This is a genomic window from Paenibacillus macerans, from assembly GCF_050565405.1.
Taxonomy (GTDB): domain Bacteria; phylum Bacillota; class Bacilli; order Paenibacillales; family Paenibacillaceae; genus Fontibacillus; species Fontibacillus macerans_B.
In genome coordinates this window covers 1-13,640 of record NZ_JBNYYG010000044.1, presented here as the reverse complement: position 1 = coordinate 13,640, position 13,640 = coordinate 1, and the positions used below count along the sequence as shown (strand labels likewise).

Annotated in this window: 11 protein-coding genes; 2 read left to right on the top strand and 9 right to left on the bottom strand. The window is 55.3% G+C overall.

All coding sequences use genetic code 11. From position 1 onward, the window contains the following. Positions 1–190: 190 nt before the first annotated feature. From ACQ4N8_RS20735 to ACQ4N8_RS20695, 9 genes are all read right to left on the bottom strand, one after another. On the bottom strand, positions 191–760 hold the full coding sequence (locus ACQ4N8_RS20735) for a TetR/AcrR family transcriptional regulator (protein WP_430706251.1): 570 nt from the start codon (positions 758–760) through the stop codon (positions 191–193). An 86-nt stretch (positions 761–846) separates the two neighbouring features. After that, entirely contained in the window at positions 847–1,704 is an 858-nt protein-coding gene (locus tag ACQ4N8_RS20730) for a GNAT family N-acetyltransferase (protein ID WP_430706250.1), read from the bottom strand. Positions 1,705–1,811: 107 nt separating this feature from the next. Continuing rightward, positions 1,812–2,789 (bottom strand): aldo/keto reductase, encoded by a 978-nt coding sequence (locus ACQ4N8_RS20725; protein ID WP_430706249.1) that lies wholly within the window; start codon positions 2,787–2,789, stop codon positions 1,812–1,814. A 350-nt stretch (positions 2,790–3,139) separates the two neighbouring features. Next, positions 3,140–3,535, bottom strand: coding sequence for an ArsR/SmtB family transcription factor (locus ACQ4N8_RS20720; RefSeq protein WP_430706248.1), 396 nt, complete (start codon positions 3,533–3,535; stop codon positions 3,140–3,142). 3 nt (positions 3,536–3,538) lie between these two features. Continuing rightward, positions 3,539–3,967 carry an SRPBCC family protein gene (locus ACQ4N8_RS20715; protein WP_430706247.1) on the bottom strand — a complete coding sequence of 143 codons (429 nt, stop codon included), beginning with the start codon at positions 3,965–3,967 and terminating at the stop codon, positions 3,539–3,541. 251 nt (positions 3,968–4,218) lie between these two features. Continuing rightward, positions 4,219–6,324 carry a glycoside hydrolase family 36 protein gene (locus ACQ4N8_RS20710; protein ID WP_430706246.1) on the bottom strand — a complete coding sequence of 702 codons (2,106 nt, stop codon included), beginning with the start codon at positions 6,322–6,324 and terminating at the stop codon, positions 4,219–4,221. Positions 6,325–6,417: 93 nt separating this feature from the next. After that, entirely contained in the window at positions 6,418–7,740 is a 1,323-nt protein-coding gene (locus tag ACQ4N8_RS20705) for an ABC transporter substrate-binding protein (protein ID WP_430706245.1), read from the bottom strand. Between the two features lie 148 nt (positions 7,741–7,888). After that, on the bottom strand, positions 7,889–9,535 hold the full coding sequence (locus ACQ4N8_RS20700; RefSeq protein WP_430706244.1) for a response regulator transcription factor: 1,647 nt from the start codon (positions 9,533–9,535) through the stop codon (positions 7,889–7,891). Then, on the bottom strand, positions 9,528–11,357 hold the full coding sequence (locus tag ACQ4N8_RS20695) for a cache domain-containing sensor histidine kinase (protein WP_430706243.1): 1,830 nt from the start codon (positions 11,355–11,357) through the stop codon (positions 9,528–9,530). Before ACQ4N8_RS20695 ends, ACQ4N8_RS20700 begins: the two co-directional genes overlap by 8 nt. Positions 11,358–11,541: 184 nt before the next feature. Between ACQ4N8_RS20695 and ACQ4N8_RS20690 the strand changes: the two genes are divergently transcribed. Together ACQ4N8_RS20690 and ACQ4N8_RS20685 are read left to right on the top strand one after the other, a co-directional pair. Continuing rightward, positions 11,542–12,429 (top strand): carbohydrate ABC transporter permease, encoded by an 888-nt coding sequence (locus tag ACQ4N8_RS20690; RefSeq protein WP_430706242.1) that lies wholly within the window; start codon positions 11,542–11,544, stop codon positions 12,427–12,429. Then, positions 12,429–13,259 (top strand): carbohydrate ABC transporter permease, encoded by an 831-nt coding sequence (locus ACQ4N8_RS20685; RefSeq protein ID WP_430706241.1) that lies wholly within the window; start codon positions 12,429–12,431, stop codon positions 13,257–13,259. The genes ACQ4N8_RS20690 and ACQ4N8_RS20685 overlap by 1 nt, the downstream gene beginning before the upstream one ends. The last annotated feature ends 381 nt before the right edge of the window (positions 13,260–13,640 follow it).

Genomic DNA, 13,640 nt, shown 5'->3' with positions numbered 1-13,640 from the left:
ATATATGAACAAGGCAAGCCTTCAGGCATGAATTTCGAACCAGGGCCTGCCTTGGGGTTTGAGTTGCGCCACCCCTAATTAGACCATTCTATATATAAAATTTTAAGTATATGCCGGCAAAGAGGCCTTCCGACCCGTCTTCCTCATACTTTCGTTTGAAAAAAAGACGCCACCCGTGCCTAACGTTCCCTCAAGAGGGAAACAAACGCGGGATCAGCTTGGCTGCCGTGCGCAGCGGTCCGCTGTCCTTCCGGGTCAGGCACATGATGATCGAGCCCTCCACGATTCCGTTGATGACGACGGCCAGGTCCGCTGCTTCCTCGGGCGCATAGCCGCCGGCGATAAACTTCTTCTCGAACTCGGACGTCCACGCGTTATACACGCCGCAGCAAGCCTGGCGGATATTCTCGTTGTTGCGCGCCGTTTCGTGGGCGATGATGCCGATCGGAACGCCCAGGTCCGCATCCTCCCGGTCATAATTGTCAGCGATCGAGGTAAGCAGATCCTGCACGGCCAAGACCGCATCGGGCGAAGCGTCCAACACCGAACGCAAGCTAGCCAGCGTCACATTTTTCGTATAACCGACGGCTTCGCAAGCGAGCTGTTCTTTGCCCTCGGGGAAATGGTAATATAGCGACCCTTTTGGAGCCCCGCTGATTTGGGTGATTTGATTCAATCCCGTCGCGTTATAACCTTGGTTCTGCAACAGTTTGGCCGTCGTTTCGATGAGCAGCTGCCGGGTTGGGTTTGGGTTGGGCATGCGATCCTGCACCTCCTTGTAGGATTAGACCAATCGGTCTACACGATGATATACGATAACCAAGTTCGATGTCAACCCAAGCCGCGTTACAGCCTTTGAACCATTTCATGCAGGCTCAGTTCGTCCCGGACAAATCCGTTCCGCTCCAAAAAGCCTTCCAGCAGCGCATTATTCGGGGCCGATGCGGTAAATTTGGCGATGCCCAGCTCGTCGCGGGCAGTCGCCAGCATTTGGGTGGAGATGCCTTTTCCGCGATGGCGGTTGCCGACGATCAGCATGTTGATTTTTCCGAAAGGGGTGATGCTGAGCGCTCCGGCCGGCTCGCCGTTCAGGCGGAATCCGAAATAGGCGTTGGACGGGCTGAGCTGCTGATATTCCAGGTCGTTTTGCCAGTTGACGTGGAAGTATTTCCAAGGGGAGACGATCCCGGCAAATTCATCGAAACCGATGCGGGCAACCGCGCCTCCCTCGGGGACCTCTGCCGGCCGCTCCAGCCGGGCAGCTTCGGCTAACGTATAGAAAAAGACGTCATACGTTTGGCGATACCCCCGTTTGCGGTAAAAAGAAATCGCTCTGTCGTTTCCGGCGATCACCTCAAGAAACAGCTGCTTGCATCCGGCGAGGAGCGCTTCCTCCCGATGCAGATCCATCAGCTTTGCGCTTACGCCCTTCCCTCGGTACTCCGGGCTGACGGCCAGGGCTCCGCAGCGCATCGTTTTGATCGATTCATAGTCCTTGATGCCGCCCAATACCATCCCCACGGGTTCATCCTCATCGATCGCGACGAAGGAAGATGTTCTTTGATTTCCTTCCGGTCCGAAAAACCGGTTCGCAAATTCCGCTTCCGTCAACTTGAACTGAATCATATAATCCGCAAAACCGCGTTGAAAAGCGGAGTACAGCGTTTCCGTGGCCGCTTCCGTGCCGCGTACGTATCGAATCATCGTCTACCTCCATAGGGTTAGTATAGAAAAGAGAGCAGCCGATGCTGCGCGGTCGGCTGCTCTGGGTTGCGAAGTTTAGTGTGGCCGCGATCGTGCCGCCTAATGTCTTACCAGGCGTACGCTTTAGGCGCGTCCCCGCCCGGACCCGGGAAGATCTCGTCGATCGCCTTAAGGGTCTCCTCGTTCAGCTCGACCTCGACCACCCGCAGCGATTCTTCGAACTGCTGCAGCGTACGCGGTCCGATGATCGGAGCGGTTACCGCCGGATGGGCCAGCGTCCAGGCCAAGGCCACCGTGGCCTCCGATTCTCCCAACTCCTTGCACAGCTTGCCGAACCGTTCCAGTTGCGGGCGCAATTTCTCGACGCGCTCGGCCTGTTTGGCCGTTCTGGATCCCGGCTGCGGGTTCAGGTTGCCGCCGAGCACGCCGCCGTCTAGCGGGCTCCACGGGATGACGCCCAGCCCCAAATCCTCGGCCGCCGGCAACACCTCCAGCTCCGGCAAGCGGCAGAGGAGGCTGTATTTATGCTGCTCGGACACGAGTCCGAGCGTTCCGTGCGCTTTCGCCTCATATTGTGCCTTGACCAAATCTCTGCCGGCGAAGTTGCTTGAGCCGACATAACCGATTTTGCCTTGCTGCCGCGCAACGTCAAATGCATTCCACAGTTCGTCCCAAGTCACGTTCCGGTCGACATGATGCATTTGGTACAGTTCGATATGATCGGTGCCAAGCCGCCGCAGCGAATCTTCCAGATGGCGGCGGATTTTAAAAGCCGACAGGCCGGCTCCGCCATTGGGGTCTACCGCCGGGTCGCCCATGCCGCCGTAAACCTTCGTCGCCAGCACGACCTTCTCTCTCCGTCCGCCGCCCTGCGCGAACCAACGGCCGATGATCTCCTCGGTCCAGCCGCGGTGCGGCGTTCCGCCATACACGTTGGCCGTGTCAAAAAAATTCACGCCGGCGTCGATCGCCGCATCCATGATTTTGAACGCTTCCTTCTCCTCCGTCGTCGGTCCGAAATTCATCGTGCCCAAACATAGACGGCTGACCTTCAATCCGGTTCTTCCCAAACTAACGTACTTCATGACTACAACCTCCTCAACGTTTTGGTAGGATGAGTGCTGTTTGGACCCGTTCGTTTAAGCGTACCGGGATGCATGAAGCCTACAAAGTCCACACCCATTATATACCAGAACGGGGCAGGGCAAAAGCCATCCGAGGGACGAATCGACAATTGAACGGCGAATCGGCGACCAAGTAAAATGGGCAAGCTGCTCCAGGTAAGTTGCACAAAATGCAATAATAACTCCACATCCAGCAAACATTTCTTAAAAATATTGTAGAAAATACAACATTCTCGCCCTATGAGTTGGAAAAGCCGGTCAAGCTCAGGAAACTTATAAAGCCCAAACAGCGCAAAAAGAGTCCCCAGCCATTATTGGCCCGGGGATCTTTCTTTGCCGCCGGACGGCGGAGCCGGGACGGGGCGGAGCCCCTCCGGTTCCGTGCCCGGTTCGGTTTCGACGTAATGCTTGAGCATGGACAGCTTGTTCTCCCAGAAACGCTCGTAATAATCGAGCCAGCGTTTCAATTGGAGCAGCGGGTCGGCGTCCAGGCGGTAGCGCGTTTCCCGGCCGACTCTCCGCTCCTGCACGAGGCCGGCTTCCGCCAACACGCGCAGATGCTTGGAGACGGCCGTGCGGCTCATCGGGAACCGGCCGCTGATCTCCTTCAGCGGCAGCTCCCGGTCGCCGAGCAGTTGCAGCAGTTCCCGCCGCGTCGGATCGGCGATCGCCTGGAAGACGTCATGCTTCGCGGAGGCAGCCGACATGGCCTAGACTCCGACGTAGTCGGCGAGCTTCCCGACCAGACCGGCCCAGCCTTCATCCATCCGGTCGCGGACTAGCTCATGCGTTTCGCCGAATTCGGTGACTTGATCGACAGTCCATCCGCCGTGGATGAGCGTGAATTCGGTCTGGCCGCCCTTCTCCTCCAACTCGAACGTCAGCGTCCAGTCCTTTCCCCAGTTGAACGATAACCGGCGAGGCGGATCCAGCAACGTGACCTTGCACGGGGATTCGCCGAACGGCCCGGCATTCAAGGTGAACTCATACCCATCGATGGGTTGGAAATTATTCGGCATAAACCAGGCCGCAATCCCCTCCGAGGTGGCTACCGCATCCCATACCCGGGATACCGGGGCATTCAACAAAATCGTATGCCGAATATCCGACAGCTTGCCCGTTATATTGTTTTGATCCATCTTCCTGTTCCTCTCTTCGATCAATTCTACTACTGCTGCTTCCTTTTATGAAACCAAAAGGTTTCCTAACAAAATTCATTATATGACACCATTTGGTTTCTTGTTAATCGCAGCATCCAAGCCTTTTTGAGAAGGTCCGCCACTGTCTTTATCATCGCCTCAGCCCGTCCGAAACATGCTTTTCTAAAGAAAAGACCCGCAACCGCTGCGGGGATGCAGCAGATGCGGGTTGTCCTCCCTATACGAACGCGTTACTGTTTGCGGCGAATTTCAAACAATCGGGCGGACTTCGCCGCAGGCAGCGTGACGGTAAGCTCGCCGGACGCGCGATCCCAGGCATGCTCGCCGTCGAAGCCCTGCGGATAGGCGCAGCGGATCGCAAGCGTCTCTCCTTGCAGCGCCGGGAGCGGCAGCACATGCGACAAAGCGTCTCCGCCGGTCCGCCAGACGGCCAGGTAGATCGCGTCGCCATCGGCGCGCCGCAGGCCCAGGCTGATCCAGTCGTCCTGCTGCTTCGGTAGGCCCAGCGGCCAGAACGGCAACGCCTTGGGAATGTCCTTGCGTATCGTCTTGTAGTAATCCAGCGCTTCTTTTACGAGCTCCCGCCGGCGCGGGCTCAGTTCGGCCAGGTGGCCGCTCTGGTGCACCCGCAGCAGCAGCGCGTTGACCATGTTGAAGACGACCTCCTCGTCATCGCCTTCCCGCAGCGGATACGACCAGATGGCCGATTGCTCCGGCGTCAGCGCCGACGGGGACGCGGCGGCGATCGCCGCATAGTTCACGTAGTTCTCCTGGTCGCTGGTCGATTGGATGCTATGCCGGCTCAGCATGGCGTAATCCATGCGCATCCCGCCGCTGGAACAGTTCTCGATCACCAGTTCCGGATAGCGGGCGAAAATACCGTCCAGCCACGAAAGGTAGGCACGGTTATGCTGAAGCAAACCGTCCCCGAAGCTGTCCGCATCCGTTTCCGTTCCGATGCCGGCGTTGATGTTGTAATCCATCTTGATGTAGCCTACTCCATAGTCTTCCACCAGACGGCGGATCACCTCATCGGCATGGGCGACCACCTGCGGGTTCCGGTAATCGAGCTGATAGCGGCTGCGGTCCATGACCCGTTTGCCATGCCGCATGAAAAACCAGCCGTCGTCGGTTTCCGCCAGCTTCGGGCTATTGATGCCCATGACCTCCAGCTCCAGCCACAGCCCAGGCACCATGCCTTTGCCGCGGATGTAATCGAGCACGAATTTGATGCCCTCGGGGAAACGCTCCGGCGACGGCAGCCACTCGCCCACGCCGTCCCACCATTCGCCCGGCGCGTACCAGCCGGCATCGATGCAGAAGTATTCGCAGCCCGTCTCCGCGGCCGCATCGATCAGCGGCAGCAGCTTTTCCGTCGTCGGAGAGCCCCAGAGGCAATTCATGTAGTCGTTGAAAATGATCCGCAGATCCCGATTATCCGCATTCGGCCGGCGAATTCGGCGGCGATAGGCGGTCAGTTGCCCGATCGCTGCCTCGAAGCCCCCGGATACCGCCCCGACCGCAACCGGCACGCTGACGAACGTTTCGCCGGGCTCGAGCGATACCCACCAGTGATTGTCATGCTCGGTCGGGCCGCTGATCAGCAGCGTCAAGTGGTCGTTCTGGTCGATGATCTCCCAATGCCAGGAGCCGTTGTGCTCAATCTGCCAGAACAAGCTGCGGCCCGTTTCCCGGTTCTCCAGCACCGCCATCGGAATATGCTCGGCGGCCGACCAAGAGCCCGTGTTGCTGCAGGAAACCCGTTTGGAGGTACGGTCGGTCAAGTGGGACAAGCCCAGCTCCGGCAAGCTGTAAGAGCGCCACTGCAGCTCGCTTTGCCATCCGGTGTGCGGGATGAACACCTTCATTTTCTCGTCGCGATCCTGCTTGCCTTCCTTATCCAACCCGGTCAAAGCAAAGGAAGATACATATTCGACGCCCAAACCTTCGGAACCCCCGTTGCGTAGCTCTACCCAGGCGCGAACCGTCTGCACCCCGTCATAAAATTGCACATGCTGCACGGCCTCCAGCGCGGTCTTCGGATCGCGCAGCATGACCTCCAGCTTGCGCCCCAGCCCGTTGCGAACATCGTCATGGCCCGCATAAACCAGGCGCAGCCCCGGGTAAGTCGCCCGGTGGGTCCGGCCGTGGTACTCGGCCCGGTCCTCCCCGGTCAACTGCAGCTCCATCAATCGAAATCCGGGTTTTTGCTCTTCCCCGATTTGTCCTTCCTCTAGCGCCTCGGCGCCGAAATGGAGCAGCCGCACATCCTGCTCCGGCGTCACCTCCAGCACGAGATGCAGGCCGTTTTCCTGGAATTCAATTCTTTGGGACATCGTCGTTACCCCCTTAGCAAGTCTTTGAAAAAAATGAACCCAGCACCGCGAGGTGCTGAGTTCATCACGTTAGAACAATCGATTCTAGATGGTTTATTGAGCCGAACCCAGCTGTACCCAGGATTGTTCGATTTCGGTCACGGCTTGATCCTTCGTTTTGCTGCCGCCGATGTAAGCTTGCATGATTTCGCCGAATTTTTGGTGGAACGTATCCAGCGAGTAGTTGATGGCCAAATCGCCCGACGGCTCGGATTCCAGGATTTCGTTCATTTGCTTCGGCATGTCCAATTCCGGAAGCGGAGCGTCCTTGATTGGAGGGATAACCTTCGCTACGCTGGAGAACCAGTTTTTGCCGTAATCCGAAGTGTACAGCCAGTTGAAGAATTCCACGGTTTCGTTCACGACGGCGGAGTCCTTGTTGATGCGCAAGGCTTGGTCCGCGCCTGTGATGATCGTAGCTTGTTCCGCTTTGTCGCTGACCGGGTAGCCGGCGATGCCGATTTGAATGTCCGGCGTGATCTTTTTGATCGCTTCTTCGTCCCATGCGCCTTTACCGATCATGATCGCCGCTTTGCCGGATGCAAAGTCGCTGACTTGCGCATTGCTGTCGCGTTCCAACGGTTTGTCGGTGCCATGTTTCACCGTCGTATCGACGAAGCTGAAGAAGTTGTTGTAAAGTACAGGGTAATCCTTGATTTTGACGTCTCCCGCGATAAAGCTGTTCACCAGCTCCTGCGTCGTCACGCCGGCATCTTGAGCTGCGGCATTCACGAAATGCTGGAATACGTGTTTCCATACCCACCACTCTTTGTACGCGATGGCAAACGGCGTAATGCCTTTGGCTTCCAGCTTGGCGATGGCGTCGTCCAATTCGGCCGTCGTCTTAGGGAAAGTCGTTACCCCTGCTTCTTCCAGCAGTTTCTTGTTGTAAATGATGGAGAACAGGTTGCCTTTGACCGGAAGACCGAGCACTTTCCCATCGGTGGAAGTCATATTGGCGCGAACGGCGTCGGTCATGGCGGCTGCAAGCGGTTCGTTCGTCAAATCCGCGCTGTATTCGGCAAAGGTGTCGATATCGCCGCCCGCGGTCGTTTGGAATACGTCCGGCGTGCTGCCTGCCGCGATTCTCGACTTCAGGACCGTGTTATAGTCGGCCTGCATGATTTCCAAATTGATCGTTACGTTCGGCTTCACTTTCTTGTATTCTTCGATGTAGGCGTTAAATGCATCGGTGTATTCCGGCGAAGCCGTAAACATGTTGATCGTAACCGGCTTGGTATCATTAGCAGCGCCGCCATTGCCTGCGTTGGCACCGTTCGCTCCGTTATCCGCTGCATTATTGTTGCCTCCGCATGCGGACAGTAGACCCATAATCAGCACCAGGCTGAACGACAGGGCCAGGATTTTCTTTTTCATTCGTTACGCCCCCACTTTCTTATAGTTGTTGATTTCCTTTAGCGGTACTTGCTACCTGCTATGCTCCTTATTCTAAAGAAAAGGCCGCGCCGAAAAAATGCAGTTATGTGGTGATTTAAGGGTAAAAAAGTGGAGTGATCCCGCAAGTTCACTTTTTGCCCCCTTCCTGCTGAAGGCGGTATTCGGACGGCGACAGGGAATAGTAGTTCCGGAACGCTTTGCTGAAGTAGTTCTTGTCCTTATAGCCCAGCATCTCGGAAATCTCCTGAATTTTGAGCGACGAATCGTCGAGCAGCTCTTTGGCCTTGTCCATGCGGACCTTCTGCATATATTCGTGAATACCGTAGCCATACTGCTGCTTAAACAGCTTCATCAAATATTCGCGGCTTAGAAAATATTTCTCGGTGAACATGGAGATTTTGATCTCTTCAAAATAATGGTCATCGATGTACTCCTTGATATCCTCCGCGCTAAACGGCCGATGGGACGCTACCGAACGGCGGATCTGCTCGTTATAATATTCCGTCAGCCGCAGCAGCAGCGTTTCATACTGCTCGAACGTCGCGTAATCCGCCTGCAATCCCAGCGCATGAAGCGCTCGTTCCCCCCCGGACGGCGGCAGCTTGCCCGCCGGAACCCCAAGCTCCGATGCCGCATCGTTCAAAAGCACGACGATTTCCCGCAGCGTCCGCTCGGCGGCGCCGAAGCTGAACGACTCGGAAGCCTTGATCTTCTTGGCGAAATCGCCCATCACCGATTTGGCGTGGCTCGCATTGCTGGCCTCGAGCGCGCTGCGCAGAATCGGCATTCGGCTGGTAAAGGAGAACGTATCCTTGGATGCAAGCATACCCGCATTCCCGATGACGGCGTTCCCCTTCAGCTTCAGCAGATCGATCGATTGAATCATGGTTGCCGCCGTCTCGTAGGAGGCGGCCAAATCCAGCACATCCTCGCAGGAATGCCCGATGCCTCCGGCCGCCAGCACGCCGAACAAGTCGCTTAACGTAGAAACGACTTTCCTCATCAGCTTCTCGGCCCGGAAGGCGATCTCTTCCGGGTAGCCGCCATGTGCCGTATAAACCGCGATGATCTCCCGCTCCTGCTTCGGATTGGCAAAGCTGAAGCATAACAGGCGGTCTCCGGCCACGTCGTTGATCACGTTCGCCACGGCGAAATACAACAGCTCCGTATCGCGGTTGAACCGGCTGTCCCTCACGGCTTCCATATTCATGATCCGCAGCACGAGCACCCCGAAGCGGTTCTCGGGATCGTCCGCACCGATCAACGGCAGGAACGCCCGGTTGCTTTGTTTCTTGAAGCCGCGGTCGATGATGGATAAGTATATTTTTTCTTTGAGCTTCGGCAGGGACATATTGAAGGCGATATTTCGGGTAATGGATTCGCTTTGCAACTGCCGTTTGGCATCCAGCACATCGATCGCTTTGCGAAGCGCCTTGTTCAGGTCATGCCGGTTGACCGGCTTCAGCAGATAATCCACCACTTTGGCATGAATCGCCTGGCGGGTAAACTCGAAATCATTGTACCCGCTAATGACGATCGTGAGCAGCTCCGGGTATTCCTGCTCCACGATCTTCAAAAACTCGACCCCGTTCAGCTCGGGCATCTTCATATCGACCATGACCAGGTCGGGCTTATGCTGCTCCAGCATCGCCAGCCCCGCCTTCCCGTCGGTCGCCTCCAGCACCTCGTCGACTTCGAGGCCTTGCCAGTTACCCAAAATCCGAATCGCTTCGCGGAGCGGTTCTTCATCGTCGATGATCAACACTTTATACATGACTGCTGCCCCCTCGCGGTATCAACATGCGCATTTCCGTACCGCGCTCATCGCTGCGGATCTCCAGATCGGCGAATTCCCCGTAAAGGAGCTTCAGGCGGGTGTACAGATTTTTGAGCCCGATGTTCTCCGTCCCCTGCTCTTCCCATTCAGTCAGGAATGACCGCTCGATTAACTCCATGCGATCGGGGGAAATGCCGGGGCCGTTATCCTGAACCGAGATCACGGCGTGCGACGCGTCCAGTTCCGCGCGAATGACGATGGCAATGCCGCTCGATACTTTCTCCAAACCATGCTTGATGGAATTTTCCACCAAGGATTGGATGGACAGCTTGGGAATTTGCAGTTCCTTGAGCGATTCTTCCCACTCGACCGTTACTTGCAAACGGCTGCCGAATCTTGCTTTTTGCAGCGCCAAATAATGTTCGATGTGCCTCAGCTCGTCCCTAGCGTTTACGATATCTTTTCCGCTTATGCAATATCTTAGCGTTAAGGCCAGCGCATTCACCATGTCGGCCACCTCGTCGTCCCCGCTTTTCAGCGCCTTGGTCGAGATGGCCTGCAGCGCGTTGTAGAGAAAATGCGGATTGATCTCCGCCTCCAGCGCTTTCAGGATGGCGCTTTTCTCCACCAGCTTCATTTTGTAACGTTCATTGATCAGGTCGTTCGTCCGCCGCACCATCCGGTTAAAATGCCGGGACAGGTAGGCAATTTCGTCGCGGCCTTTTACCGGAATCTCCGCATCGAAGGTGCCTTCGCTGAATCGGCGCATCTGTAGGGACAGGTCTTTCAGCGGACTCGTGATTTTATTGGAAATCAGCGTTACCAAAATGACGGCGATCAGCAGGAAAACAAGCCCGATCAAATATCCCAAATTCCGCGTCGCCGTAGCCGCCGCGTAAATATTGCTATAGGGCATCGGCTTGACCAGCTTCCAGCCGTCGTTTGCCTCGACGTTGTACACAATGAGATATTTGTTCCCTGTCTCGCCGGTCCAGGTGAGCGGCTTCATCGCCGCGTCCTCGCCAAGCCGGGAAAACCAGGGCGCTTGCTGAACCTGCTGCAAAAATGCGGGCTCGTCCGCATGAAAAGGCATGTTGTCGGGGTCAAGGTACAACAGGTGTTCGCCGTCCTCAAACGGAATATCCTTCAGAATTTGGTCTTTGACGGTCGGCTTCAAATAGAAAGATACGACCGCCTTCGGGTCGCGGGTGACCAGAGAGCGCAACACGCGATGGTATCCCATGAAGCTGGGCTCCTCGCTCATGGCGTACCCGGATTTGGCCCCCGGTACGATAAACGACTGATAGGATCGGTTGTGCGGGCTATCCATGGCCTGCTTGTACCACGGCTGATCGGGAATCCCCTCTTGATAGCTTACCCGAACCGTAATGTTATAGGCCTCACGCGTAATAGAGTAATATTTTTGCTGATCGATCAGATACAGATAAATGCTCTCCAGGTCGTTGCGGGAATAGAACAACTCGCGCAGATAATCCTCTAGGTACATTTTCGACGAATAATCGGTTTCTTCGTTGACGACCGCCTGCAGGATTTCTTCATAGCGGATTTGCGGCAGGGACAGCTGCTCGATGCCGTTCAAATAATCTTCAAGCTTCTGGTTCACCAGCTTCAGGTTATTTGTCGTACTGGCGATGCTATGGCTCACCGACTCCCGCTGAATCATCTGATAGGAGATGACGGTGAGCAGGCCGACGACGAGAATAATTATTGTCGTAAACAGCAAAATAAGCTTATTGACCAGCCTGCGCGATATCCAGTCATTAAGCATGATGAACATGCGTTTTATCCGGTTGAACATGATGCCCTCATTTCTATGAACATGGCGATTTTAGCCAGTTCACCTTTTTACCCTTAACTGTTTTCTTAAATCCATTTTGGCGGCAAAACCGCTGATTTATAATCATTATAGCCGAAAAAGGTGATGTGTGTAGGGAAGCAAGATCACCCGATTTTAAACTATCGTAACGAAAAAGAGGTGCTTTATGTTAAAACTAGGGAGAAAACGGGCCGAGAAACTGGAGTTTGGCGTCTTCACGCTGCCGATTCTGATTTCCATCATCGCAGTCTTCTACTATCCGTTCATCATGACGATTCGCTATTCCCTGACCAAATGGAACGGGATTTCCAAGCATCCGAAATTTGTCGGGCTCGACAACTTCAAACAGATTTTCATGGGGGACGCGAACTTCTCGCACGCCGCCTGGTTTACGATTAAATATGCCATCCTGTATATCGTGCTGATCAACGTGCTGGCGATTTTGCTGGCCTTGGTGCTCGATATGAAGCTGAAAACGACGAACTGGCTCAGAGCCGCTTTCTTCATTCCTTACATCCTCAGCTTGGTTATCGTCGGCTTTATCTGGAAGTTCATCTTCATGCAAGGCTTTGAATCGCTGGGAGCAAGCACGGGGTGGGGGATCTTCGATCTAAGCTGGCTCGGCGAACCCGGACTGGCCTTCGTGTCGATCTTGTTCGTCTCCATCTGGCAGTCGATCGGATTCTATTTGGTCATCTACATCGCCGGCTTGCAATCGGTTCCGGACGATTTGAAGGAAGCGGCCACAGTGGACGGCGCCGGCCCGATCCGCAGATTCTTTAACGTAACGCTGCCGCTGCTGGCTCCATCGATCACGATTTCCGTGTTCATGGCGCTGACCAACTCGATCAAAGTATTCGACGTGATTCTGTCGCTGACCGGCGGCGGTCCCGGCGGAACCACCTACAGCGTTGCGTACGACATCTACCGCGATACGTTCCAGAACAACCTGTACGGCTACGGTACGGCCAAAGCGCTGATCCTGTTCGTGGCGGTGCTGATTATCACGGTCATCCAGCTCACCATCTTCAAACGCAGGGAGGTTGAGGCATAATGAAAAAGACTAATGTAGGCGGCATCGCCCTGGAAATCGTGATGGTGCTGCTCTCGATCCTGTTCCTGTATCCGTTGTTCCTGACCATCATCAACTCGCTGAAAAGCTTCTCCGAGGTCATGACCGACGTGATCGCTTTGCCTAAGAAACTCGCTTTCGAAAACTACAGCTACGTTTGGGAGTTCATCAACTACCCGCGGCTGTTCCTGAATAACACGGTCGTTACCGTGCTCGGCCTGGCCGGGATCGTGCTGATCTCCTCCATCGCCGCGTACAAACTGGCCCGCACAAAGTCCAAATTCAGCTCGATCATCTATTTTCTGTGTATCATGCCGATGCTCATTCCGTTCCAGTCGATCATGCTGACGGTGCTGCAGATGGCGAAAAACTTCAATCTCTCCGACAGTACCTGGGGACTGGGCATTCTATACTGGGGCTTCGGCGCTCCGCTGGCCTTGTTCATCTACCACGGCTTCGTGAAAGGGATCCCGAAGGAGATCGACGAAAGCGCCACGATCGACGGCGCCTCCGGCTTCCGGCTGTTCTTCAGCGTGATCTTCCCGCTGCTGAAATCCGTGACCACGACGATCATCATCATCGACGTGATGTGGATCTGGAACGACTTCCTGCTCCCGCTCTTGATGGTCAACGGCTCGCCGGCAACCAAGACGCTGACGCTGGCCGCGTACACCTTCGTCGGGCAATACACCTCCGACTGGCAATATGCAATGACCGCCATGGTCATGGCCGTGCTGCCGTCGATCATCGTGTTCATCTTCCTGCAAAAATACATCGTCAAAGGCGTCGTCGCCGGCGCGGTGAAAGGCTGATATCTGATAGAAGCAGCCCCTGGTCTTCGGACCGGGGGCTTTTTCGGCGACTTGTTCCCATTGCGCTTCAACGGGGAGGGGAGCAGGCAGGCAAGCAAAGTGCGAATAACTGCAAAAATACAGGTTTTCGGGGCCAATACGACCCAAAAAAGAAAATACCTGCAATAGCGCAGGTATTTAGTCCAAAATCGTCTAATTCGAAAGAACCCGCTTCAAATAACTGTATTTTCGCAGGTATTTTACATGAAACGGCACTAGCGTTGCATTGAATCTACAAGGTACCGGCCAGGCGTTAAAATTGTATTCGATTTTTCATACAGATTCTCGGCTTCCGTCTTCCTGAGGCCCAATTAAGTATGAAATTTCATATACATTCTGCCG